This is a genomic window from Agaribacillus sp. DX54 (genome assembly GCF_056858335.1).
Genome location: NZ_JBXEQE010000024.1, coordinates 1 through 25,225, shown reverse-complemented (window position 1 = coordinate 25,225; position 25,225 = coordinate 1). Strand labels below are relative to the sequence as shown.

Genomic DNA, 25,225 nt, shown 5'->3' with positions numbered 1-25,225 from the left:
CTAAGTTATCAAATTTTCATTAAAAAACGCCATGTCTGCATCCAAGCCGTTGCACAATTCATCCACGGCGTTTACTTCGACTCGAATCGTTTCTCCCGCCATAACAGTGATCTCCCCGGGAACAGTTTTGAGAAATACTTTCTTTTGTTGGGCCCAACCGTTTACCTGTGGTATTGAATTGATACTCAGGGTTAGGAATAAAAACCCCACGAAGTGATCATACATACTTTTTAAGGTGTAAATCAAATGAAATTACAAAATTTAAGTGTAACTATCCGGACAATTTGCAGCGTTCGATGATATTGATTTTATTGACAGGCAGAAGTGGCTCTTTTGTGGCAGAAAAATATTTTCCGTTGCAGGCAATATTTTTTCGCAACTTGTTATGCATGCATAACAATTTTTACTAAATTTGTTTACCCAATAAGTAAAGTAGCAGCAAAAGAAAATTGATATGAAATTTTATCGTCAAATCAGGATAAAATGGAAAATTAATGAAAAGAGAGGAAACTATAGACTACAATATCAAAATCATGTGGCATGCTATTTCCAGAATGTATAACCAGGAGGCAAGCAAACATGATATCACTACTTCTATTGGGTTTGTCTTATTGAATATAGATTTTGAAGAGGGTACTCCTGCCACTAAAATTGCACCATTATTGGGTTTGGAGTCCAGGAGTTTAACCAGAATGTTGAAAACCATGGAAGAAAAAAACCTGATTTACAAAATGCAGGATCCGGTAGATAAGCGTTCTGTCAGGATTTTTCTAACCGAGGAAGGCAAGAAAAAACGGGAAATATCTGCCAGGACTGTTAAGCTTTTCAACAACAAGGTAAGAGCATACATTCCTGAAAAAAAACTGAAAACATTTTTCGGTGTGATTGGCGACATCAGCAAAGTAATCGAAGACATGAACAAAGAAAATCCACAGGAAAACAAAAAAAAAGAAATTTACATTAACTAATCAAAACATTTTTCCATACAATGAAAAGAAGCATCAAAAAGGTTGCTGTATTAGGCTCGGGCATTATGGGTTCAAGGATCGCCTGCCATTTCGCTAACATCGGAGTGGAAGTGCTGTTATTGGACATCGTTCCCAAGGAGTTGAATGATGTCGAAAAAGCCAAAGGACTTTCCCTGAAAGATCCACAGGTAAGAAACCGGATCGTCAATGAATCTTATACTAATACAGTTAAATCCAAACCAGCCGCCCTTTACAATAAAGATTTCGCCAACAGGATTACTTTAGGAAACTTCGATGACCACATGAAAGATATTGCAGGCTGTGACTGGACTATGGAAGTGGTGGTAGAAAATCTAAAAATAAAAAAGGAAGTCTTCAAGCAGGTTGAAAAGTATCGTAAGCGAGGTACCCTGATTACTTCAAATACTTCGGGGATACCCATCAACCTGATGTTGGAAGACCGGAGCGACGATTTCAAAAAACACTTTTGTGGAACCCATTTCTTCAATCCACCCCGGTACCTGAGGCTTTTGGAAATCATCCCTACCAAGAAGACCGACCCCGCAGTGGTAGACTTTTTGATGGATTATGGCGATTTGTTCCTGGGAAAAACTACGGTATTATGTAAAGACACCCCGGCTTTTATAGCCAACAGAATTGGTATTTATGGCATTATGTCGGCTATGCACACCATCGAAAAAATGGCGTTGACCGTTGGTGAAGTAGACCGGTTAACCGGTCCGGTCCTGGGAAGGCCGAAATCCGCCACATTCAGAACTATGGATGTGGTCGGTTTGGATACCACGGTTAAAGTTGCCGGCAACCTCTATGAAGGCCTTCCGGAAGACGAGGGAAGGGATACTTACAAATTGCCGAATATTGTAAAAGCGTTGCATGACAGAAAGTGGTGGGGTGACAAAACCCGGCAGGGATATTTCAAAAAAACAAAAAATGCCGAAGGGAAAACCGAAATTCTGGAGTTAGACCTAAAGAAACTTGAATATGGCTCCAGAACCAAGGCAAAGTTCAAGGCCCTGGAAGCTGTAAAGGATATCGAGGATTTAAAGCAAAGGATAACAACGCTGGTCAATTTCGACGATAAAGCCGGGAAATTCTACCGTTCCACTTTTTATGACTTATTCAAATACTGTTCTTTTCGTATTCCTGAAGTGGCCGATGAGTTGTACAAAATCGACCAGGCCGTCAGTGCTGGTTTTGGATGGGAACTGGGGCCGTTTGCTTCATGGGATCTGCTGGGGGTTCCGGAAACGGTCAAGAAGATGGAAGCAGAAGGGTTTAAACCGAATCAGTGGGTATATGATATGCTGGAAAAAGGCATAACCTCTTTTTTCAGTAGCGAAAACGGGGAAAAACAATATTATGACATTTCCACCGGTGCCTATAAAGTAGTGCCCGGAACCGAAGGCTTGATCCTGCTTGATAATCTTCGTAAAAACAATGTGGTATGGAGCAATAAAGGCGCCACTATCTTTGATATAGGGGACGGTGTAGTGAATTTAGAGTTCCACACCAAAATGAATTCCATGGGACCCGAAGTGATAGAAGGACTGAACACAGCCTATAACATTGCTGAAAAGGATTTCAGAGGACTGGTTGTGGGCAACGAAGGACAAAACTTCTCCGCAGGGGCCAATCTGGCTATGTTGTTCATGTTTGCCTGCGAACAGGAGTGGGATGAGATCAACATGATGATCGCCCAGTTTCAAAATACCATGCGCAAGGCAAGATTCTCTTCTGTACCTGTGGTAGTTGCCACTTCCGGGTTGGCCCTCGGGGGCGGGTGTGAATTGTCGGTACATGCCGACCGTATTCAGGCCCACGCCGAGACATACATGGGCCTGGTAGAAGTTGGAGTCGGATTAATTCCCGCAGGTGGTGGAACCAAAGAAATGGTACTAAGGGCATCAGACGCCAATATTCCCGGCGATCCTGAGTTAAACCAACTGCAGGCCTACTTCATGAATATTGCCACCGCCAAGGTGGCCACTTCAGCACACGAAATCAGGGAATTGGGCTACATGAGATCTGAGGATCAAATTACGTTAAACCGCTCCAGGCTTATAACAGATGCAAAAAAGACAGTCATAGAATTAGATGAAGCAGGTTACACGACCCCTCTTCCCAGGAAAGATATTAAGGTACAAGGCAAAACAGGGCTGGCTTTGTTTGAAGCAGGTATTCATGGCATGAAATTTGGAAACTATATTTCTGAGCATGACGTCAAAATTGCACAGAAGTTGTCATGGATAATGAATGGGGGTGATCTTTCATATCCTACAAACGTGTCGGAACAATACTTACTGGATCTTGAACGGGAAGCTTTTTTGAGTCTTACCGGAGAAAAGAAAACACTGGAAAGAATTCAAAGCATTTTGTTTAAAGGCAAACCTTTAAGAAACTAAACCGAGACCAGATTACTTAATTAATAAGAACAAAAAACTAATATTATGGATGCATATATTGTAGCAGGATTCAGAACCGCCGTTGGAAAAGCCAAAAGAGGCGGATTCAGATTTACAAGACCCGACGATTTGGCTGCCGATGTTATCAAACACCTGGTAGGCTCAATCGAAGGTTTTGACCCTGTACGGGTTGATGATCTCATCGTTGGTAACGCTGTGCCGGAGGCTGAGCAGGGTATGCAAATGGGCCGTATGATCTCTCTGCTCTCTTTACCTCTGGAAGTTCCGGGCATGATTATTAATCGTTATTGCGGATCAGGGCTGGAAGCCATCAATATTGCTTCGGCAAGAATACATGCAGGAATGGCCGATTGCATCATTGCCGGTGGCACGGAATCGATGTCATTGGTGCCGGTTATGGGTTACAAAACCGCCCTGAACTGGAAAATTGCCAAAGACCACCCTGAATATTATCTCAGCATGGGTATAACCGCGGAGCAAGTAGCCAAAGATTTTAACATTTCCAGGGAAGACGCTGATGAGTTTTCTTACAATTCCCACCAAAAAGCCATTAAAGCTATCAAAAAGGGAAAATTTAAGGATGAAATTGTACCCATAACTGTCCGGGAAATTTATGTGGACCAGCATGGTAAAAAGCAGTCCCGGGAGTTTGTAGTAGACACAGACGAAGGACCAAGGGAAGACACAAGTCTTGAAGCACTGGCAAAGCTCAAACCAGCTTTTGCCGCAGGAGGGAAGGTCACTGCCGGTAATTCTTCACAAACCTCCGATGGTGCTGCATTTGTCATGGTAATGTCAGAAAAACTGGTTAATGAGCTAAATCTCAAGCCCATCGCCAAAATGATATCATATACCACCGCTGGTGTAGATCCGCGGATTATGGGAATAGGTCCGGTGGCAGCAGTTCCAAAAGCTTTGAAAATGGCCGGCCTGAAGCTAAAAGACATAGAACAAATTGAACTCAACGAAGCATTTGCCACCCAATCGCTGGCAGTAATCCGGGAACTGGATATGGATATTGATAAACTCAACCCCAATGGCGGTGCTATTTCCCTTGGACATCCACTGGGATGCTCCGGAGCCAAGTTGTCCATTCAACTGTTTAATGAGATGAGAAGAAAGAAACAAAAATACGGTATGGTTACAGCCTGTGTCGGGGGTGGACAAGGAGTTGCCGGCATTTACGAGTTATTGAACTGACAACAATACATAAAATTATCATAACTATAAACGACTGAAAAGTACAGTCAAAAATTTTAAAAAAATGGACGCAGTAGAAAAAAAAGAAGCTATAAAAGGAGGGGAATTTTTAATCAGGGAATCGGAGGCCAGTGAAATATTCATTCCGGAAGAATTCTCTGAGGAGCAAAAAATGATGGCACAGGCCACACAGGATTTCATTGACCATGAAGTGAAACCAGTATTGGAAAGATTGGAGAAAGGGGAATATGAACTGGGTCAGCATTTACTGAAAAAGGCCGGGGAACTCGGCCTTTTAGGCATTTCAATCCCTGAGTCTTATGGTGGTTTGGGCATGAACTTCAACACTTCCCTTTTGATTGCCGATATATTAGGTTCTGCCGGCTCTTTTTCCACAACTTACGGCGCCCATACAGGAATCGGCACCCTGCCCATATTATATTATGGCACTGAAGAACAAAAGCAAAAGTATCTGCCAAAACTGGCCTCCGGTGAATGGGTAGGCTGTTATTGTTTAACAGAACCGGATGCGGGTTCGGACGCCAACTCAGGCAAGAGCAAAGCTGTGCTTTCCGATGATGGTAAACACTTTATTCTCAATGGTCAGAAAATGTGGATCTCCAACGCGGGTTACGCCGATTGTCTGATCGTGTTTGCGAAAATCGATGAAGATGCCCGGCTTTCTGCCTTTATTGTGGAAAGAACCCGGGAAGGAATCACTATGAACGATGAAGAGGTTAAACTCGGTATCAAGGGGTCATCCACCAGGCAGGTCTTTTTCAACGATGTGAAAGTTCCCGTTGAAAATTTACTTTCAGAAAGGGAAAACGGTTTTAAAATCGCAGTAAACATCCTGAATATTGGCAGGATAAAACTAGGCGCAGGTGGTATTGGTGGCATGAAAGAGGTCATTGACCTGAGTACCCGTTATGCCATTGAAAGAAAACAATTTGGTATATCTATTGCCCGGTTTGGTGCCATTAAACATAAGTTGGCCACCATGGCTATTAAAACCTATGTTACCGAGTCACTAAATTACCGGGCCGGTCAAAATATTGACGACAAAATCTCTTCCCTGATTGCAGAAGGCATGGAAGAGAATGAGGCAAAACTGAAAGGCATTGCACAATTCGCCATTGAGTGCTCTATCAGCAAGGTACATGGGTCAGAAGTGCTGGCTTACTGCGCCGATGAAGGCGTACAAATCTATGGCGGCATGGGCTTCTCTGAAGATGCACCCATGGCCAGGGCCTACCGTGACGCAAGAATCACCAGGATTTACGAGGGAACCAATGAAATCAACCGTATGTTGATGATTGATATGATACTGAAAAGGGCCATGAAGGGTGAGCTTGATTTAATGGGACCAGCCATGACTGTACAAAAAGAGTTAACATCTATTCCCGATTTTAGTACTCCGGATAACAGCCACTTGTTTGATGCTGAGAAAAGGGTATTGAACAACCTGAAAAAAGCCGGGTTAATGGTAGCCGGGGCAGCGGCTCAAAAGCTGATGGAAAAGCTAAGTCATGAGCAGGAAATCCTGATGAACCTTGCCGATATATTAATCGAAATTTATGCATCAGAATCAGCCATCTTAAGAACGGAAAAACTGGTCGACATGAAGGGCGAAGAAGCATGCGGAAGGCAGATCGATATGGCTAAAACTTATTTACACTATGCCGTCAACGTTGCCCAGACAGCCGGAAAAGAAGCCATTTATGGTTTCGCTGAAGGGGATGAATTACGCGTAATGTTAATGGGATTAAAAAGGTTTACCAAAATTGATGCTATGAACCTAAAAGAGGCAAGACGAAGAATAGCTGATCATTTGATTGAAAATAATGGTTACAGTTTTTAATGTAAAAGCGACTTAAAATCAGTGAATTGTGGTTCAATATAGGCTTATTTAGTTTTTGATATTTTTCACGTCATAGTTATTCATACAAAAAATTTAATAGAAATTAACATTTATTGTTTGATTCTCTATGAAAATGCCTTTTTTTGATGAAAAATTGATAGGCCATGTGTACTATTCTGAAAGATAAGATCAAGTTAAAAAGCCTTTTAGGAGGTACTGAAGTTTGCGAAAAAAGTAATCATGAGAAAAATTTAGTCCATCTGAAATATTTGATTAAATACTTCTCAAAAGTAAAAAACCAGGGATTAATTGACGATGAAAAATTTAAACTTTTGGTGGCAGTAGTCTGCCAAAATTTCATTGAAAAAGAGATTGAAGCCAGAGTTAATAAAAAAATCATTAACAGCATTCGCTCTTTGTTTAGTTCTTCCCGACATGTCACACAGTAAACAGTTAGCAGAAAAAGCAAAATTTGATATTGAAGAAAATCAACTGAAAAGTGAAGAATTCAGATTTTTGGAGGATCTGCCATTAGAGCTAAGAGAGGTCTTGGAGTTTGGATTGACAATGCAAAAATATCCAGGTCCCTTTACACCCTCTATTGCCAGTAAAATTACTAAAAAACATATTGATAAGATACTTGATTTAACCAAAGATGATAGCGATAAAAATTACAAAGCTAATCTTTGGAATATGGGAATGAGAATCTCCATACTCATGATAGTTACAGGATTGTTTGTCTTTTTGACTTATTATTTTGGCAGAACAGATAAAGAATTATATTTAGAGCTGGTAAAAGTCATCAGTGCATTTTTAGGGAGAGTGGGTATAGGATACGGGATGAAAGCAAAAAAAGCCTAGCTCCTTTGGCAAAACAAGCCAACAAATCGCACCTTCAGGCAGCGATTTATTAGCTGGTATAATGGTTTTCTTAGCTCCCACACCCGACACAATCAATACTGAAGTCCATAGGTTTTACGCCTTTTAACTTCATTTCAAGGTTGTGGATTTTGTCTTTGATATCCATATCAGTGAACATATCTCCTGTCAACCGGTTTTTCAGATTCTCAATTTCACGAGCTAGCTGATCTTTGATGTTCTGGTCCATATTAAAACGCTTTTTTATTTTTGAAAAATCAATGCGATAATGAATGATCAAGTATTGATCACCGTATCATTATTATATCTGTTGAAGGTAAAAATTTTATTCTTGAAATACATGTTCTCGTCATGGTATTCTTTTAATACCTGATATTATAGGATGAAATGGGTCATAAACAGAGATAAAGATAACCCGGGGCAATAGGCTATTCAGGTTAAGCCACCTGACCGTAGGCTATACAGGGTAGCGAAACGTAAAGTTGAGTTTACCAATGGTTTTAAAAGGCAACAAGAAGATTAAAAGCTGAGTCTGGAAGTTAATAGCTTTGTTTAATATATTTGATATTATGAAAATAAAGTAAGTAAGATTTGAATAACAATATCAGAGACGGTATAAACTATCTTGCCAGATGGAATCTAAAAAAACTGGTGAACGCTCAAAAAGTAGTTGCCAGTTATCTTTATTCCAGGATAACCCGTAAACCTGTGCACTGGGGGTTACCGATCAGTATTTCATTTGAACCGACTACATCCTGTAATTTACGCTGTCCTGAATGTCCCAGCGGATTAAGGTCTTTTACACGCCCCACAGGCATGCTCACAGATGAATTATTCAAAAAAACAATTGATGAGCTAAAAGACACCCTGACCTACTTGTTATTCTATTTTCAGGGAGAGCCTTATCTCCATCCCCGGTTTTTGGATTTGGTACAATATGCCTCCCAAAAGGGAATTTATACAGCTACCTCCACCAACGGCCATTTTCTAAATGATTATATGGCGAAAAAAACGGTAGAATCAGGCCTGGACAGATTAATAGTCTCAATCGACGGCACAACGCAGGTGACGTATCAATCATACCGGATAGGAGGAAAACTGGAAAAAGTGCTGGCAGGTACGCGAAATGTAGTCAAATGGAAAAAGGCACTTAAATCGACTACCCCACACGTAATTTTTCAATTTTTAGTGGTAAAACCCAACGAGCACCAGATTCAAGAGGTCAAGAAATTGGCCAAAGACCTGGGTGTCAATGAAGTAGGTTTTAAAACTGCCCAGATTTACGACTACAAAAACGGCTCATCCCTAATACCGACCATCGAGCGTTATTCCAGGTACAAAAAACAAAAAGACGGCACGTATGTTATCAAAAACAAATTACTGAATCACTGCTGGAAAATGTGGCACTCCAGCGTAATCACGTGGGATGGGAAGGTGGTACCATGCTGTTTCGATAAAGATGCCCGGCATAAAATGGGCAATGTTACACAACAAAGCTTCAAGGAGTTGTGGCATGGTAAACCCTACCGGCAATTCCGCGCAACCCTGCTTAAATCCCGCAGCGAGATCGAAATGTGTAAAAACTGTACCGAAGGCACCAGGATTTGGGCTTAACCGGTTGCCCTTGGGAAAAATGAGGCTGGACATTGGAAGAGGTAATGGAGAGACACAGATAGATGATAGATGAAGGCCCATTGGCTATTTCCTGAGGTGATAAAAAAGATAGCCAGCCCGAAGGCCAAGCGTGGCAATAATTGGAAAAAAGGCGGCATTGTAGCCTTGTGGAATCAGGGGCCATAAAATCAACAACAACACCATTAAAATTGAAACCACGAAAAAATATTTCCCCAGATAAGCAGGCTTTTTCCGGGGAATTAGAAGTAACACCGCAGGAAAGTGAAAGGGAATAGCCCATAGCAAATTGAGGTTGTTGGCAGCCGCCTTGTGATCCGTTCCAAACCAGAGAAACAACAAAAATATGCCTAGAAAGCCACTAAGGGAAAACAGGCCTATATCAATCCAATACCTAACCTTATCCTTCCTGAACCCCAGAAAGGTGATCATTGCCAAAAGAAAAAATATCGACCAAAAAACAAATTTTGGTGTGAAAACACCCACATCCAGCGTCTGTGGAGTACCTTGAAAATATACACTTTGTTGTTTTACCAAAGGTACATATCCGCTATCTCGCCTGATCCTGGCCTGGTTAAAAGCCTTATACACGTAACCGGGTAGAAACATGTACTCCAGGGGAGACATCTTTTTATCCATAGGAAGACCCAGACAAATATCTATACCGAAGTCACCCCATGGCTGATAGACTGAAAGCGAGTCAACCATATCCCTGAAGCTGTCATCGGGGGTTACGTAGGTTTCGTCAAAGACTAATTTGTCACCTAAAACATGCTTGAAAACATCCCTGATACGGGTGGCGCAATTGTCGTAGAAGTAATCATAGAAATAATACCTGTTTTCAGGCAGGGCATTGTTGGCCAAAAATTCAAAAGTGGCCTGCTTCTCTTGCTGGTTGAGGTCAAGCAATTGCTCGTGAATGGTACGACCAAAGTAAATATACTGGTTGGTGAACCGGTCAAATTCCCTGGAACCAACCATATATCTTAGATACCCTTTTGTAAAATTTAAGGTAAAATTGGGGTCATCAAAGTCGAATATTCCATAGTCGAAGGCAACATCCAGATCGTTTGGCGGATCATTAATCCTGATAGCACTGTGGCCGTAAATGGTAGAGATAGCTTCCTGACCTGGTTCAGGTGTCAGAAGACTCACCTTTGCCTGAGGAGATAAAGTAATAAACTGTGCCTGGGAGCCTTGAAAAACAAGCAGACAAGCCAGAAAAACCATATGTTTAATCAGACTCATGAACATATTGCTGGTTACCAATGCTGTTGAATTACTTTTAGCATTTGCGCATGAATGCTATTCCCCGCGACAATTTCACCCCCGAAGATAAAATTATCTTCTCCCTTAAAATCGGTCACTATCCCGCCGGCCCGCTGCACTATGAAAGCCCCTGCAGCCACATCCCATGGGTTCAGATTGTATTCAAAAAACCCTTCAAATCTGCCACAGGCTACATAAGCAAGGTCAACAGCCGCACTTCCAAGCCTTCTTAATCCATGTGTCCTTTGCATAAAGCTATCCAGCATTGACAAATACTTCCCGAGGCTTTGAAAGTTGTGATAGGGAAAACCTGTTGCCAGCAATGATCCACCCAGGTCACTGGTTTCGGAGACCTTAATAATCTGATCATTACAATAAGCAGGGCTATGGGACAAGGCATAAAAGCATTCTGTACGGTTTAACTCGTATACGAGCCCCAGTACGATCTCTTTTTGATGGATCAATGCAACACTGATGCCATAGACCGGCAAACCATGTACAAAGTTGGTGGTACCATCCAAGGGATCAATAATCCACTTGTAAGATTCCTCCTCGTGGGTGGCCGTACCTTCTTCGGTGATAAAACCTGCTTCCGGCAGTAAATTCGACAGCCCCTCGACCAACATGCTCTCGGCTGTTTTGTCCACATAAGAAACCAGATCATTAAGCCCCTTGAGCTGAATTGCACTTTTGTCAAAAGCGCTGCTTTCTGTTTGAATAAAACTACCTACTTCAGATACCAGGATTTTTAATTCGGCTAAAACTTGTTCGAGATCAGGCATATTTTTTTGTTTTTGATCGCTTGAACCATGTCCAACAATTTCCCTGACAGCATTTATTATTACCAGACACTATACTATGTTTTAAAAATCGATCAAACAGAATTATGCAATGATAAAAATTGCATTCCAATTTTCCTTGGCATTTTTAATAAATTGTAGGGGTGTAAAAACGAAAATCGCCCTAAAGCCTTGGGTGACAATGAGCGATTTTCAACTTAAACCTAAAACCTATGAAGTATTATCTGTACAACAAATTAACTTCCAAATAGTTTTAGGAGATTAAAAAATTATCTCATACATAAAAAATTCCTGAATAACAAAACAAACTTGTGGTTTTTTTGTATCTTAGATAAGCTTTAAAAACGAGAAGTTGATAATATGATGAAAAGCATTCTGCTTATTGACGATGAGGACATTAACCTGTTTATCCTGCAAAACCTTTTAAGGCTTAGTGGAATAAAGGGAGAAATAGTGTTTTTTAATACCTCAATGAAAGGTATTAATCATTTGAAAGGCCTGATCGACCGAGGGGAAAAGTTTCCGGATCTTATTCTGTTGGATATTGAGATGCCGGTTTTAAATGGATGGGATTTTCTGGATATGTATAAGCAGTTTGATAAAACCTACACCTATGACTGCAAGGTGATTATTTTTACCACATCGATCATAGAGCAGGACATGATCAAAGCCAAATCATATGAGGAAGTGGAAGATTTTGTTAATAAACCTATGACAATTGAAATGCTTAAAACAATTCAACAAGCACATTTCGTGAATTAAATTATCAGTCTGATTGCTTGTTCCGGCGATGTCCTGCGATAACCAAAACATACTCACCCTTATTTTTTTTGTTTTCAAAAGTCTCCACAAGTTCTCCCAGTGTCCCGTTTAAGGTTTCTTCATACACTTTAGTCAGTTCCCGGGAAACAGAAGCTTGCCGGCCCTTGCCAAAAACTTCCTCAAATTGACGAAGTGTTTTCATCAACCGGTGAGGAGACTCGTAGAAAATCATTGTTCTGGGCTCAAGCCTTAGCTGTTCGAGTTTTTTGTTTCTGCCCTTTTTATGGGGCAAAAATCCTTCAAAAACAAAACTATCGGCAGGTAATCCGGATTTAACCAGGGCCGGCACAAAAGCAGTGGAGCCCGGCAGGCATTCAACGATGATATCCCTGTCCAGACAGGCCCTCACCAGCAAATATCCCGGATCAGAAATACCAGGGGTGCCGGCATCTGAAATTAAGGCCATCTTTTCCCCTTTCTCAAGGCGCTCCACAATGGCCGGTACCACCTTTTGTTCATTAAAAGTATGATAGCTATGCAAAGGCTTCCGGATATTTAAGTGCTTTAACAATACCCCCGATTTTCGGGTATCTTCAGCCAGGATTATATCCACGGATTTCAGGATATGAACAGCCCTGTAAGTAATATCTTCCATGTTTCCTATTGGCGTAGGTACCACAAAAAGCGCCGCAGATGATGATACTGTCATACCGGACTGACCACGCAGATCTTAAGATACCAACTCATCAATGGCTGCGGCCAGTTTATGATCTTTTTCAGTTACTATATCACCGGCATCATGCGTTGACAGTTCAATCGAAACCTGGTTGTACACATTGGACCAAAAGGGGTGATGATCCATTTTTTCGGCTATAATAGCCACCTTGGTCATAAAACCAAAAGCTTCTGTAAAGTCTTTGAAGCTAAAATTTTTTTTCAGTTTGTTATCTTCCTCTTGCCACATAATTGAAAAGTTTATTGTGCTATGATAATGTATTGATATGTAAGGCTAACGGTATCTACACTGATCTGTTCAAATCCAGCCTGTTTTAATTCCGATTCAGCGTCAGTGGTAGTTACTTTTAATACATCAGGAGGTCCTGTGGGGATATCCCCGGTCTTAAAATCAACAATAACCACTTTACCGTCTTTCTTTAATCCCCGGCGTAATTTTGTCAGGTAGTCTGTTCTTTCTTCGATATTGAGATAGGTATTCACAAGCAAGGCAATATCAACCTCTTTTTCCTCCAGGCTGGGGTCATTTGGTGGTACCAATCTTGTTTCAACTTTCCTGGCAATCTCGTCATTAAGACCGGATTTTCTTTCTTCAATAAACTCCAGGAACTGCTCCTCAATATCAATTGCCAGCACCTTTTCAGCCTGATTGATTAAACGAAATGTAAAATAACCGGATCCTGCCCCTATATCGGCAATTACCTTTTCATTCAGGTTCCCTAGTTTATCTATGACCAAATCCGGATTTTGCCAGTCCACTCTGCCGGGATCCTCATATTGTTCGACCAAGGCCTCAAATGAAGGTGCCTGCCGGTCTTGTATAACGGGGGCCTGAACATCATGCAGATCTTCTTCCTGATCCATTTTTTGGGACTCTTTACCGGAATTGCAGCTTGTGAAAACAAGGATCGGTAGAAAAACAGATAATACTTTTATCATAGGTCAATTCTTATCAACATCAAAGGTAGCAATTTTAGTGCTAAACTTTTGAATATTGATTGCATGTAACATTTTGTCTATAACTGAAGGTGTTATTAACTGCCAATCGATTAAATTACGGTAATCACTGGCATAACTCCACGTATTATGAGCCTTTCATTAGATAGGGATGAATTACATTCCATCCGTAAAAGCTACTATAATTTATTGGCGCATTTTATTCACATGGAATCGGCTAAGGAAGATTTTATCGATGGAATATTTAAATGGGGCGTTCAACTTGATTTCAGTAAAAAAGAGATTTACGATGTTATTGCTAACCCGATGTCGATTCGGTTCACTAAGCCAAAAGACAAGATCGAGGCCATCGAATGGGTATATGATCTGGTTTATATGATTTATCTGGATGGAAAGGTAGAAGATATTGAGTTAGAAATTACCACAGAATACGCTAAAAAGCTGGGTTTCGAGCCACATATTGTTAACGATCTGTTAAAAGCGATTGTTACTGCACCATACGATGGCATCGAAAAGGAGGAGGTTAGGGCAGAAATCAAGCAATTTGTCAATGAAAATCTTGGCAAGTAGCGCTTCATAAAGAGATCACCCCATCAATTTTATATGCTTTACGGTAGATATCCATCACTTCATCACTGGAATTCATAACAACATCTGCAGAGATACTTATGTACTTCCCCCCTTTCGAGGAACGGAATTTGAGCTCCTCTCCCGGAAAAATGTCTTCGAATTCCCCTTCTTTCCCACTGGGAACGATGAATTTAAACAGATATTTCGAAGGCCACCGGTAATGGTCATCCAACTGTTTTTTAAAAGCACTATCGTCTTTCTTTTCAGGCATGTAATGAATTTTTCCCAAGTGGGATGAACTAAATACTTTTATTGCAAAAAATTGATTCCTAGTAAAATTTATACCGGTAATCTTCTATAGCGGCAAAGTTCTTAACGGCCTCTAACACATTGATTGATACACGGGATTGTTCTGTTTGTATTTTTTGTGTTTTATAGGTAGTATAATCCGCAATTTCGGGTGCTTCTGTAAAATTAACCAGCTCTATTATCACCACCCCATTGTCCGTTGAAAATGGTGCTGACCTTTCTCCAGGATTTAATGAAAAGGCCTTACCTACCACTTTGGGGGAAAAGCCAATAGAAGGTAACGAGTTGCTGCTGAATTTCAGATCACTGTTGGTGTAGACATTGGCATCTGACCCATAACTCTCAGCGATTTCATCGAGGCTCCCGCTTAACCCATCTAACGTATTGATAATCTGATCTGCTTTTAATAGGTTCTTCACCTTTATGTTCACCTCATTTCTTACATCTTCCAGGTCTGCGGTTCCCTTTTCTACTTCTCCGGTTAATACTGCTACCACGTAGCTTTCATCCAGTTCAAATGTTTTTGAAACTTCTCCAACACTGGCATCATTAAACATCCATCGCACAAGGTCCCTGGCCCCTGACAAATTATTAATGTTTCTCGCGTTTTTATCGATCCCTTGTGCAGATAAAACTGTTAAAGTGTCATTTTCAGCGTTAGCTATAAACTCGTCATAGTTTCCCGAATCAAACGCAAACAAGTCTGCTTTTCTGTAAACCCTTTCCCTTGTTTCTTCACTGGCATACATTTCTCGTTCAATGGTGGCGACTTTAAAAGCCTCGTTGGTTTTTGGCTCAGTAACTTCTATAATGTGATAGCCAAACTCCGTCTCTACCAACCTGTTTACCAAACCGGGCTGTGTCCTTGCAAATACAGCCTCTTCGAACTTGGGAACCCAGGTGCTGCCCTCTGTGCCCCAGCCAAGATCACCACCTCTTGAAGCCGTTCCATCTTTTCCGAATTCTCTGGCCTTCTCTGCAAAATCAGCACCGTTTCTGATTTCCCTTAACACTCCCTGAGCTTCTTTTTTAATCTTTGCCTTTTCTTCATTCGAGTCATCATTCCATGTAAACAAGATATGCCTGGCTTTTGCTGAGAAAACGGTATCTTCCAAAACCTCCGAAATCTTGTAAAACTTGTATCTTCCAATTTCATAGAAAGGTCCCCTGACCTGACCTTCGGCCAACCCTTCCACATCCAATTTCAAAAGTTCCGGCAATTGACCTACGGTATACCTGTTAAAAAATACATTACCATCGGTGTTGATTTTAGCAAAAATGGAGTCATCCTTCGCCTGCTGGAATTCGTCTTTCAAAGCCGCCATGGTCTCGTTAAACGCAATAGTATCATCATGTGAAGGCTTAATTTCAAAGTTCACGTAGCTTAAAGACTTGCTCTCTTCCACTGTAAATTCCTCTGCGTGTTCCTGCAAATAATCACTTAACTGTGACTCCGTTACCTGAACCAAAGAATCCGAAACGGTATAAAACGGAATATACAAATATTTAACTTCGGCCACTGCCGTTTGGGCCTCGTATAATGTCTTCGCCTCCTCGGTGGTAACATGGGTCGAAAGGCCCAGCAGATTGTCATACTTCACCCTTAGTCTTCCAAGCTTCAGGTCGCGTTCGTAGCTTTCCCACTGTGCCCTTTGGCTAGGTGGCAGGTTTGCAATGCTCTGCAAGGTGGCTACCACCTGATCGACATTAAATTCGCCGGTCTCAGGATTAGTAAACTGTTGCCTGATACCCGGGTCAATGTTTCTTCCTTGGACCATATCAACGAGTTCATCATTGGTAACCATCAGGCCAAGGGCATTGAATTCCGGGTTAAAAGCTATGTCAGAGATAATGGCATCCCACGCTGCATTTCTGACAAAAGCCATCTGGCTTTCTCCGGGATTGCCATATCTTGCCTTTAACATCTCTACCCTTTGGCTATACTCCTTTGCGTCTATTTCCTGACCCGCCACTTCTCCTATGGTATTATTGTTTCCTCCCAAAAGTGCAGAATTAGGTCCCAGAAGATCGGCCAAAACGAAGGATAAAATCGCGATTGCCACAGCTGCAACCACAAACTTTCCCATCTTATTCCTTAACGTGTTGATTAATGCCATTACATTGATTTTATAATTAAAGGACGGCAAAAATAACTAGTAAAACGGTTAAATTCAAAATTTTAGGTAATCAATTCTCTTCAGCGGAAGACTTGATAAAGATTTTTACGGTTTCTATGTGGGTATCCTTTTTGGAAACTATTTTAAACGTAAAAGCTTCCAGGTCAATAATCTCGCTTACGTCGGGAATGTTTTCTGTTTCGGACAAGATATATCCCCCCAAAGTGTCATAGTCACCTTCGGGTATATTCCATTGATAAGTGTCGTTGAGATAATCTATTTCATGCCTGGCGCTTAGCAGGTAAGTCTGATGGTCTATTTTCTGTTCTACCAAATCCTCAGCATCGTGTTCATCTTTGATCTCCCCGAATATTTCTTCTATGATATCCTCTATGCTTACAATTCCGGAAGTGCCCCCGAATTCATCCACCACCAGTGCCAGGCTTTTATGTTCAGTGATGAGCTGGATCATCAGTTCATTGGCCATCATCGTTTCCGGAACAATGGGTATGGGTGATAGAATTTTGCTGATTGAATCCGGTTTAGTAAACAATTTGAGTGAATGACAATACCCGATGATATCATCTATGGATTCCTTGTATACCAAAATTTTCGAGTGGCCGGACGCTACAAAAGCGGATCTCAAATCTTCTATGGAATCCTCAATTTCCACCGCCGCGATTTCAGTTCTCGGAATCATGCATTCACGTACTCTTACTGTTTTAAATTCAAGGGCATTAGTGAAAATTTTGGCATTTACGTCTACCTCATCTTCATGCGTTGCCGAGTTTAGTACATTTTTAATGTAATTGTTCAGATCAATCAGGCCAAATACCGGTTTGTCTTCGGAGTATTCCAGTCTAAGTATTTTCTCTATAATAAATTTTGACACATTGATCATGACCCAAACCAAAGGAAACAATATCCAGTAAATCAACTTAAGGAGAGGGGCAAAAAACTTTAACATCCTGTTGGGATTCAACAGAAACAGGCTCTTGGGCGTAAACTCAGCGGTAACTAACACAATAATAGTGGCCAGTAGGGTCTGAATCAGGGGTACCAGAATATCTGAACTGATATAGTGTGGCAGATAGGATGCAATGACCGGTTCCAATAGTTTGGCCATGTAAATACCATAAATCACCAGAGCTATGGTATTGCCGACCAGGGTTGTTGCGATAAACCGGGAGGAATTATTCATAAAGTTTGACAATATCCTGGCCGAGCCTACGCCTTGCTTGCTTTTCAGTTCGATGTATAGCTTGTCTGCCGAGACAAATGCGATTTCAACGCCTGAGAATATTCCGGAAAAAATCAAGGCCGTAATAATGATTATAATATAGTAAGTTTCCATTCAGTGGGTTTGGAGGTTTTAGCCATTTTTGTTTTTCCCCTTTCCGGTTCCAGGGGGTTCGTCATCTTCCATTTCTTCGTGTTGCTTTTTCCTATAAAAATAATACAACAGAAGTGCTATGGTGAACATAAAAATAAAATAGGAGTTTTGAATTCCAAAATTCATAGATTGATGCACACCAATGATGGTTAATACAACCGATAATGACAGAAGAATTATGTCAGTTAACTTCATAAACGAGACAGAAACATAATAATTTTCACAAAATTAAGGGCAAACTTTTGAATTTAATAAAAAATATTAAAACTCATCCTCCAGATAGATTTCGCCGGTGATCTTTCCAATTTGGTAGGACGAAAAATCCTGATTGGCTGTAAGGCCTACTCCTTTAATTATTTTGGTTTGTGTGGTAATGTTGACAAATTTCTCAGTATGAACTTTTTCTGTTCTTGGATTCCAGAATAACTCCTCAGAATTAAGTTTTTCGCCGGTTTGAAAGTTAACTACCTCCACATCTTCTTCTACTTTATAGAGGTTTTCAGACTTTGTATAATATCCTCTGTTAGCGGTAATGGTGGAGGTGATTTTGGAATATTCATCATAAAACTCTATATAAACACCTTCAGGATACTCCAAATCACCATTTTGAAAAGTCAATTGTCTGGCGCCTTTAATCCTGAGCTTTATGACCGCAGAATCACTGACCATTGTGACTACATTGTGTGACTCAACAATAGGGCCATCATATTCATCTTCTTCATCGATGGCGTCGTTTCCACTACAGGCGGCAATGCCCCACAAGACAAAGCAATACAGTAGCAATCTAAACAGGTTTGACATACGAACAGATACAAAAAAAGGCGGTCTGATTATTTCAGGACCGCCTTTGTCAAAGATTGAATGTTATCTTTTGTCTATTACGACCTTTTCGTTGATCCAACAACCGACATCCATTGAAGAACCAACTTCCTTATTCTCAGTAAAAATATCTTCTGCCGATGGAAACTGCTCCTTGGCCTTGGCCATCCTCGAGGAGTTACCTGCCAGCTTATACATTTTATAGGCAGCCATAAACACGGCACGATCCTCAACCCTGCTCTCCTTTTTAGCGCAATCCTCAAAACTTCCAAAGTACAGATCGCCTATGTAAGTATATGCTTCTTTTTTACTGGGGTCTGCCCCGGCAGCCTTGCGGTATTGTTCCCGGGCAGAGATTTTGTTGCCTTTTACCCGGTACAAATTTCCGATTTCAATATAGGCGTCGGCTTTTTTAGCATTATCTTCAGTCAGGTTAATCGCTTCATTAAAATATTTTATCGCATTGTCATAGTCTTTATTTTCCCGGCTTTTAAAGGCTATAAGCAGTGCTACACCGTATTCAGGCTCTCTTTCATAAACAGTTTCCGCAGCCTTAATAGCAACCGGAAGTTTCGTACACTTCGAATTAAGGGCATGCCCGACAATACTTTTTGCCAATTTCAGGTCATCGGGATCAGCTTCAAATTTGGGTCCCAGCTTATTTTCTATAAAGTCGCAATCAATTTTTACAATAGCTGCCAACATCCCATCAATAGTGCTTTTGTATTGATTTAACCTTGCTACGTTTTTCTTTGCTTTCATTTTTTCGTCTATGACCGCATTGACTCTTTCATAGATTTCCAGTATCTCTTCTTCACTAATATCACCCCCGGTAAGTTTTTTCCTCCTTACAATATCAAAATAGCCAATGGTATTGTTATCGAGCACTTTTGCACCGTTTAGTTCAAATACTTTATCAAACAAATCCAGCAATTCCGAATACCTGGATTTGTCTCCTTTGTGGTATTTGTAGGCTTTGGCGGCTTTTCTGTTTAAAACATATCCTTCCTTTCCAAAATATTTGATTCTAAGATCGTACATAATCAGGGCCGAGTCCTGATATTTTTTTTTGCCCGCTTCATCCTTTTCAAGGTCTACCAAAGCCTCATAAATCTTGGCGCCGTTGATATAGATAGAGGGATTCAAGTCAGGGGCATTTTTCAAAAGCCAGGTTAAATGCGGCACCGCCTCTTTGAAATTTCCCATTTTTCTACTATCATTATAGAGCGCATTTTTAGCTTTTGCCTGGGATTCCATTTCGGGATCCGATGGCCATTTCCAGGCGCTTCCTCCATTTTGCGCGGTAACGATGCCAGTTGTAATGAGGGTTACAACTAAACTAAAAATAATTCTCATCTTCATAACTTTGTATTTTCTAATTAGTTCAATACTCTTCTTTGGAACCAACGGTCATTAAAACTAATACCAAAATAAACCCTAACATAATTCTCCTGAATTAAACCGTCATCAGTGGTTCCTCTTTGGCCATATTTAAAGGCCAGATTCATGGTTGACAGTCCCTTGACAGGGAAAGAAACCCCAAAATTTATACCAAAGTCGTCCAGTTGTTGGTCTGAAACCTCAAATGGTGTTTTTTGATAATCAAAGCCTAAGCGGTAAGTTACCCGTTTCAAATAGCTTTCAACTGAGGTAATATCGGGCGTAAACTCAGCCCCTAAGTTAATGCCATAATTGTCAACCAATGATGCATTTCTTTGTTCAAAATCCTGAAAGTCAGACCAGTTATTCATATGCAAATCGGCACCGACTGTTAATTTATAAAGTATTTCATAAGAAAGCCCAAACCCAAGCCTTGAAGGCAAACGAATATCGCCTCTCGAATCGTCTATCAAGGTGTCAACCGAAACCTGACTGTTACCTACCAAACGTCTTAATTCTCCTGTCTTCAACTTTTTTGCCCTTAGATCTGACTCAATATCGTAAGTGAATCCGATATTTAAAAACCTCTTATCTTTAATTTCCAGGCTGTAAGCCAGACCGGATGACAATGTAAAGCCATGAATGCTGGTTTTATCAACCACAGAGGTAAGCAAACCTATGGGAAAATCCTGATCCCCGGGCACGGCCAGGGTCTCGTTCACAATGGAGCCGAACAGAATGGAAGCCTTTACTCCTATGGACAGGTTTTTAGCGATTTTAAACCCATTGGAAAAATAGGCTTGTGTGAGGCCTCCTTCTCCCGTATAATTAAAGGTAAGCGGTATTTCATCATTTCCTATCACCGTACCTTCCGATAGAATATTGTAGTTAACTGTGGTCAGAGGCATGATACCCAAACCGGATGTCCACCGGTTACTGATTACCGGAAAGGCCATTGCAAAATAGCCCAATCCTCCTCCTGAGTTGTTTTGGGATAAACCACTGTCATTTTCCAGGCGTCTTGATTCATACACCATACCCGCTTCCAGTACGGTAAAGACGTTTTTTGTCAATAATGCGGGATTGAGATTATTAAGGTACCAACTCTGACCATTGCTCACACCAATACCTCCCATTCCCAAATTGGTAGTAAAGGCCGCAGAATTGATATCACCCAAACCGTTAACCGTGTAAGGGGAAATATTTATCTGGCCAAGCACAATATTGCCACTTGATAGAAATAATGTCAAACCAAGAAAAAACCCTCTACAAGCCTTTAACATTATAGCCTAAAATTCTATTTAAACCTATTAATACCAAATCAGGGATAAAAGTCACATGAACAGAAAGATTTCTTTTCAGCAACTGTGAGTCTCCACCGCAGACAATAATTCGTAAATCTGCAAATTTACTGGCATACATCCGAATCATTTGAGTAATTTCTGCCATTGTTCCGTGCAAAACACCGCTTAAAATTGACAATTTTGTAGTTTTACCAAGCCAGGGAACCTCCTCTTCTGCCTCAACCATGGGGAGGCGCGCCGTAAATTCGTGTATTGATCTGAATCTCAGATGAATACCGGGAGAAATAGCCCCTCCTTCATATTCCCCTTCCTTATTAACCAGATCATACGTAATACAAGTTCCTGCATCTACCACTAAATTGTTTTTATCAGGAAAAAGGTTATTAGCACCAACTACCCCCGCCAAACGGTCCAGTCCCAAAGTGTCTTTGGTCTGGTAATGATTTTTTACCGGTACAGGAGTTTTATGACTCATTATCAAGCAGTTAACTTCCTTTGTGATCTTGTCGGCAATAGCACCAACTTCCTGATTAACAGAAGAAAGGATGACATTTGCAGGCAGGCGATGATTAACCATATCGATGAGCTGCTCAATGCCCAGACCTTCTAATTTCTCCACCAACTCATCGCCTTCAAAAATTCCACATTTTGCGGAAGTGTTACCCAAGTCAATGGCAAAGTTCATCCACTTGTCCTTATTCAGTTCTTTAGAAGATGACAAAAGTAATAAAAATAGATAAAGTTTACACTGTATTTAATGCCTTATACCGAATAAAAGTTGTCTCAAGGGCTTGGTATAGCGTAATATGGGGGTTATTGGTGTCTTTTACTTAGATTCTTTTTACCTTTCAACTAAAATATTTTTCAGGCATCATCAATTAATTTCGTAGCTTTGCGAGCTAATATATGGTGAGCCTATGAAGGAATTGTTGGCAAAATTTGAGAATAAAAAGCCGGAAATTGTGTTCGAATGGCACGATTCACAGACAGAGGCCAGGGGCTGGGTAGTAATTAACTCATTAAGAGGCGGAGCGGCAGGTGGGGGAACCAGAATGAGAAAAGGATTAGACAAACGGGAGGTTGAATCCCTGGCTAAGACGATGGAGGTAAAGTTTACCGTATCAGGCCCACCGATCGGAGGGGCAAAATCGGGTATTGATTTTGATCCCAATGATGCCAGAAAAGAGGCTGTGCTGAGAAGATGGTATCAAGCCGTGATCCCGCTTTTAAAGAAATACTATGGCACCGGCGGTGACCTGAATGTGGATGAAATAAATGAAGTCATTCCCATTACTGAAAACTACGGGCTGTGGCATCCGCAGGAGGGTGTGGTAAACGGACATTTTAAAGCTACAGAACCACAAAAAATAAGGAAACTAGGGCAGTTGAGGCAAGGGGTTTCCAAGGTGATGGAGGATCCAAACTACACACCTTCGGTTTCCAAAAAATTCACCATTGCGGATATGATCACAGGCTTTGGGGTGGCTGAAGCAGTAAGACACTATTATGATTTATGGGGTGGCGAAATCTCAGATAAAAGGGCCCTCATTCAGGGCTGGGGTAACGTTGGATCGGCCGCCGCCAGTTACCTGGCCAAATTTGGGGTTAAAATTGTCGGGATTATTGACAAATCGGGTGGAATCATTTCGCAACAGGGACTGGGACTGGAGGAAATTAAACAACTACATGTAAACCGTAATGGTAATACGTTAAAAACTGACGGGCTTACCGGCTTTGATGAAATGAATGAGAAGTTCTGGGATCTGGGTGCTGAAATATTTATCCCCGCAGCGGCCTCGAGGTTGGTATCAAATGATCAATTGCAACGTATGATTGACAACCATCTTGAAGTAATCTCCTGCGGAGCCAATGTACCTTTCAATGATCCGGAAATTTTTTTCGGACCTACGGGGGAAAAGGCCGATGCCTGTGTTTCCGTTATCCCGGATTTTATAGCCAATTGTGGTATGGCCAGGGTATTTGCCTACTTGATGAGTGAATCTATTGAGCTAACTGATGAGGCAATTTTTGCCGATACCTCTGCCACCATCAGGAATGCTTTACAAAAAACCTACAACATCAACCCAAAACCAGTGCATATTGCCAAAACTTCTTTTGAAATTGCTTTAAATCAATTAATCTGACACTAATTATTAGACAAATGTGAATTTTTGAATAAATCCTGCCGAGTATTTCTGGCTTGTTTGCTTTTAAAGGCATTAGATTATATTTTAGTAATACCTAATCTTATTAACCTAACCTCTTAATGAATAAGTTCTTAATCCCGTTTTTTTTGTCCCTGATACTGCTGCTGTTTTCAAATTATTCGTTAAGCTACGCTTTAGACTCCCCAACTGCCATCCCCCCAAAAAACGCTCTTTCAGTTAACCGGAATACTAACCCGATTGCGGCAAACAACATTCCGGAGGCTGAAATTCCATCTATGAAGGAGGATCCCGAAACCAATACTGAAGATGAACATCACTATGCACCGGGCTGGACTGTGATTCCTTTTGTATTATTATTGCTAATGATCGCAACAGGGCCGCTGTTTTATGAGCATTTCTGGCATAAAAACTACCCTAAAATAGCTGTTTTTCTGGCTGCTATTGTGGTTTTATATTATGTTTTCGCACTTCATAATACCCATGGTCCCATTCATGCGCTGATTGAATATGTTCCGTTTATTTCATTATTATCTGCCCTTTACATAGCTTCCGGAGGTATTTCTATCCATATTGATAAAAAAGCCACTCCCAGGACGAATTTGGGGTTGCTTTCGGTTGGGGCTGTTATATCCAACATCATCGGAACTACGGGGGCTTCCATGTTACTGATCCGGCCATTTGTTCGTTTGAACAGGAATCGTATCCGGTCGTATCACATTATATTTTTTATCTTCATAGTCAGCAACATCGGCGGTTCCCTGACCCCGATCGGTGATCCTCCTTTGTTTTTGGGCTTTTTAAAAGGGATACCTTTTGAATGGACCATGATCCATAATCTGCTGCCCTGGGCTTTCGCATGTACTTTACTATGCACGGTCTTTTATCTTTTCGATAAGCGAAACAAGGACACTCCGGAAGATCCCGAAGAAGAGCCGGTTACTTTTTCCGGCAAGGTGACTGTTGAAGGAAGCAAGAATTTTCTCTGGCTGGGACTGGTGATAGTGGCGGTATTTTTTGACCCCAATATTTTTGACTGGGTGCCAAGTATCCACTATGAAGGTGCAAAGATATCTTATATCAAAGAGACAATCTGGTTGATGGTGGCTTATGGCTCTTACAGGCTTGCCAGCAAAAAGGCAATCAGTGATAACGATTTCAGCTTTGAACCAATCAAAGAAGTTGCCTTTCTGTTCATAGGCATATTTGCTACCATGATGCCTGCCATTGAGTTGGTGGGAAATTTTGCATCTTCTGAAGAAGGGTCAAAGTTGATAACCCATAACACTTTGTATTGGGGAACCGGTTTTCTTTCCGGACTTTTAGACAACGCCCCTACCTATATCAATTTCCTGACCGCCGCCATGGCTGCCAAGGGAAGGGAGATTTCAGTGATGTCAGATGTCATTGATTTTGCGAATGGGGGTCTTCCACAATCTATCCTTTACCTTAAGGCTATTGCTGTCTCAGCGGTTTTTTTTGGTGCGATGACTTATATCGGCAATGGCCCTAATTTCATGGTAAAATCAATCGCTGAACAAATAGGTATTAAAATGCCCTCATTTTTCGGTTATATCATCCGATACTCCATTCCTGTATTGCTGCCTGTACTTTTCATTGTCTGGCTGATATTTTTCGCCTTTTACTAAAGCCGATGTCCC

At 41.1% G+C, this 25,225-nt stretch carries 25 protein-coding genes; 10 read left to right on the top strand and 15 right to left on the bottom strand.

Features of this window, described 5'->3' with window-relative positions; genetic code table 11:
• Window positions 1-225 carry a hypothetical protein gene (locus tag AC04NP_RS21510; RefSeq protein WP_482862011.1) on the bottom strand — a complete coding sequence of 75 codons (225 nt, stop codon included), beginning with the start codon at window positions 223-225 and terminating at the stop codon, window positions 1-3.
• 269 nt (window positions 226-494) lie between these two features.
• Here AC04NP_RS21510 and AC04NP_RS21505 point away from each other — a divergent pair, with 269 nt between their 5' ends.
• From AC04NP_RS21505 to AC04NP_RS21485, 5 genes are all read left to right on the top strand, one after another.
• Window positions 495-968 (top strand): MarR family winged helix-turn-helix transcriptional regulator, encoded by a 474-nt coding sequence (locus AC04NP_RS21505; RefSeq protein WP_482862010.1) that lies wholly within the window; start codon window positions 495-497, stop codon window positions 966-968.
• A 20-nt stretch (window positions 969-988) separates the two neighbouring features.
• Window positions 989-3,391: a 3-hydroxyacyl-CoA dehydrogenase/enoyl-CoA hydratase family protein gene (locus AC04NP_RS21500; RefSeq protein WP_482862009.1), complete on the top strand. Its 2,403-nt coding sequence runs from the start codon at window positions 989-991 to the stop codon at window positions 3,389-3,391.
• 45 nt (window positions 3,392-3,436) lie between these two features.
• Window positions 3,437-4,612 (top strand): acetyl-CoA C-acyltransferase, encoded by a 1,176-nt coding sequence (locus AC04NP_RS21495; protein ID WP_482862008.1) that lies wholly within the window; start codon window positions 3,437-3,439, stop codon window positions 4,610-4,612.
• A 64-nt stretch (window positions 4,613-4,676) separates the two neighbouring features.
• Window positions 4,677-6,473: an acyl-CoA dehydrogenase family protein gene (locus AC04NP_RS21490; RefSeq protein WP_482862007.1), complete on the top strand. Its 1,797-nt coding sequence runs from the start codon at window positions 4,677-4,679 to the stop codon at window positions 6,471-6,473.
• 360 nt (window positions 6,474-6,833) lie between these two features.
• On the top strand, window positions 6,834-7,334 hold the full coding sequence (locus tag AC04NP_RS21485; RefSeq protein ID WP_482862006.1) for a hypothetical protein: 501 nt from the start codon (window positions 6,834-6,836) through the stop codon (window positions 7,332-7,334).
• Window positions 7,335-7,404: 70 nt separating this feature from the next.
• Here AC04NP_RS21485 and AC04NP_RS21480 read toward each other — a convergent pair whose 3' ends face one another.
• Window positions 7,405-7,581 carry a hypothetical protein gene (locus tag AC04NP_RS21480; RefSeq protein WP_482862005.1) on the bottom strand — a complete coding sequence of 59 codons (177 nt, stop codon included), beginning with the start codon at window positions 7,579-7,581 and terminating at the stop codon, window positions 7,405-7,407.
• A gap of 362 nt (window positions 7,582-7,943) precedes the next feature.
• Here AC04NP_RS21480 and AC04NP_RS21475 point away from each other — a divergent pair, with 362 nt between their 5' ends.
• Entirely contained in the window at window positions 7,944-8,966 is a 1,023-nt protein-coding gene (locus AC04NP_RS21475) for an SPASM domain-containing protein (protein ID WP_482862004.1), read from the top strand.
• An 84-nt stretch (window positions 8,967-9,050) separates the two neighbouring features.
• Here AC04NP_RS21475 and AC04NP_RS21470 read toward each other — a convergent pair whose 3' ends face one another.
• Together AC04NP_RS21470 and AC04NP_RS21465 are read right to left on the bottom strand one after the other, a co-directional pair.
• Window positions 9,051-10,232 (bottom strand): lipoprotein N-acyltransferase Lnb domain-containing protein, encoded by a 1,182-nt coding sequence (locus AC04NP_RS21470; protein ID WP_482862003.1) that lies wholly within the window; start codon window positions 10,230-10,232, stop codon window positions 9,051-9,053.
• A 14-nt stretch (window positions 10,233-10,246) separates the two neighbouring features.
• Entirely contained in the window at window positions 10,247-11,035 is a 789-nt protein-coding gene (locus AC04NP_RS21465) for an inositol monophosphatase family protein (protein WP_482862002.1), read from the bottom strand.
• 378 nt (window positions 11,036-11,413) lie between these two features.
• On the opposite strand from AC04NP_RS21465, the gene AC04NP_RS21460 reads away from it, so the two are divergent.
• Window positions 11,414-11,815 (top strand): response regulator, encoded by a 402-nt coding sequence (locus tag AC04NP_RS21460; RefSeq protein WP_482862001.1) that lies wholly within the window; start codon window positions 11,414-11,416, stop codon window positions 11,813-11,815.
• 4 nt (window positions 11,816-11,819) lie between these two features.
• Here AC04NP_RS21460 and rsmI read toward each other — a convergent pair whose 3' ends face one another.
• Genes rsmI through AC04NP_RS21445 form a run of 3 tightly spaced genes read right to left on the bottom strand, consistent with a single transcriptional unit; the run spans window position 11,820 to window position 13,489 of the window.
• Window positions 11,820-12,524 carry a 16S rRNA (cytidine(1402)-2'-O)-methyltransferase gene (rsmI, locus tag AC04NP_RS21455; protein ID WP_482862000.1) on the bottom strand — a complete coding sequence of 235 codons (705 nt, stop codon included), beginning with the start codon at window positions 12,522-12,524 and terminating at the stop codon, window positions 11,820-11,822.
• A gap of 21 nt (window positions 12,525-12,545) precedes the next feature.
• Window positions 12,546-12,779, bottom strand: a complete 234-nt coding sequence (locus tag AC04NP_RS21450) for a 4a-hydroxytetrahydrobiopterin dehydratase (RefSeq protein ID WP_482861999.1) — start codon at window positions 12,777-12,779, stop codon at window positions 12,546-12,548.
• 11 nt (window positions 12,780-12,790) lie between these two features.
• Window positions 12,791-13,489, bottom strand: a complete 699-nt coding sequence (locus tag AC04NP_RS21445) for a class I SAM-dependent methyltransferase (RefSeq protein ID WP_482861998.1) — start codon at window positions 13,487-13,489, stop codon at window positions 12,791-12,793.
• Between the two features lie 147 nt (window positions 13,490-13,636).
• Between AC04NP_RS21445 and AC04NP_RS21440 the strand changes: the two genes are divergently transcribed.
• A complete protein-coding gene (locus AC04NP_RS21440) occupies window positions 13,637-14,077 on the top strand; it encodes a hypothetical protein (RefSeq protein ID WP_482861997.1) in 441 nt (146 codons plus the stop codon).
• Window positions 14,078-14,081: 4 nt separating this feature from the next.
• Here the strand turns inward: AC04NP_RS21440 and AC04NP_RS21435 are convergent, their stop codons facing one another.
• From AC04NP_RS21435 to AC04NP_RS21400, 8 genes are all read right to left on the bottom strand, one after another.
• The gene (locus AC04NP_RS21435; RefSeq protein ID WP_482861996.1) at window positions 14,082-14,348 is read right to left on the bottom strand and encodes a DUF493 family protein; all 267 of its coding nucleotides are present in this window, start codon (window positions 14,346-14,348) and stop codon (window positions 14,082-14,084) included.
• A gap of 58 nt (window positions 14,349-14,406) precedes the next feature.
• Complete coding sequence (locus AC04NP_RS21430) at window positions 14,407-16,503, bottom strand: peptidylprolyl isomerase (RefSeq protein ID WP_482861995.1); 2,097 nt, start codon at window positions 16,501-16,503, stop codon at window positions 14,407-14,409.
• Window positions 16,504-16,573: 70 nt separating this feature from the next.
• Window positions 16,574-17,857 carry a hemolysin family protein gene (locus AC04NP_RS21425; protein ID WP_482861994.1) on the bottom strand — a complete coding sequence of 428 codons (1,284 nt, stop codon included), beginning with the start codon at window positions 17,855-17,857 and terminating at the stop codon, window positions 16,574-16,576.
• Window positions 17,858-17,875: 18 nt separating this feature from the next.
• Window positions 17,876-18,091 carry a hypothetical protein gene (locus tag AC04NP_RS21420; protein WP_482861993.1) on the bottom strand — a complete coding sequence of 72 codons (216 nt, stop codon included), beginning with the start codon at window positions 18,089-18,091 and terminating at the stop codon, window positions 17,876-17,878.
• Window positions 18,092-18,157: 66 nt separating this feature from the next.
• Window positions 18,158-18,697, bottom strand: coding sequence for an LPS export ABC transporter periplasmic protein LptC (gene lptC, locus AC04NP_RS21415; protein ID WP_482861992.1), 540 nt, complete (start codon window positions 18,695-18,697; stop codon window positions 18,158-18,160).
• A gap of 63 nt (window positions 18,698-18,760) precedes the next feature.
• Window positions 18,761-20,077 (bottom strand): tetratricopeptide repeat protein, encoded by a 1,317-nt coding sequence (locus AC04NP_RS21410; protein WP_482861991.1) that lies wholly within the window; start codon window positions 20,075-20,077, stop codon window positions 18,761-18,763.
• 17 nt (window positions 20,078-20,094) lie between these two features.
• Window positions 20,095-21,315, bottom strand: coding sequence for a BamG family beta-barrel-assembly machinery protein (gene bamG, locus AC04NP_RS21405; protein WP_482861990.1), 1,221 nt, complete (start codon window positions 21,313-21,315; stop codon window positions 20,095-20,097).
• Window positions 21,316-21,361: 46 nt separating this feature from the next.
• A complete protein-coding gene (locus tag AC04NP_RS21400) occupies window positions 21,362-22,084 on the bottom strand; it encodes a type III pantothenate kinase (protein WP_482861989.1) in 723 nt (240 codons plus the stop codon).
• Window positions 22,085-22,316: 232 nt separating this feature from the next.
• On the opposite strand from AC04NP_RS21400, the gene AC04NP_RS21395 reads away from it, so the two are divergent.
• Together AC04NP_RS21395 and AC04NP_RS21390 are read left to right on the top strand one after the other, a co-directional pair.
• Window positions 22,317-23,543 carry a Glu/Leu/Phe/Val dehydrogenase dimerization domain-containing protein gene (locus AC04NP_RS21395; RefSeq protein ID WP_482861988.1) on the top strand — a complete coding sequence of 409 codons (1,227 nt, stop codon included), beginning with the start codon at window positions 22,317-22,319 and terminating at the stop codon, window positions 23,541-23,543.
• A gap of 122 nt (window positions 23,544-23,665) precedes the next feature.
• A complete protein-coding gene (locus AC04NP_RS21390; RefSeq protein ID WP_482861987.1) occupies window positions 23,666-25,213 on the top strand; it encodes a sodium:proton antiporter in 1,548 nt (515 codons plus the stop codon).
• The last annotated feature ends 12 nt before the right edge of the window (window positions 25,214-25,225 follow it).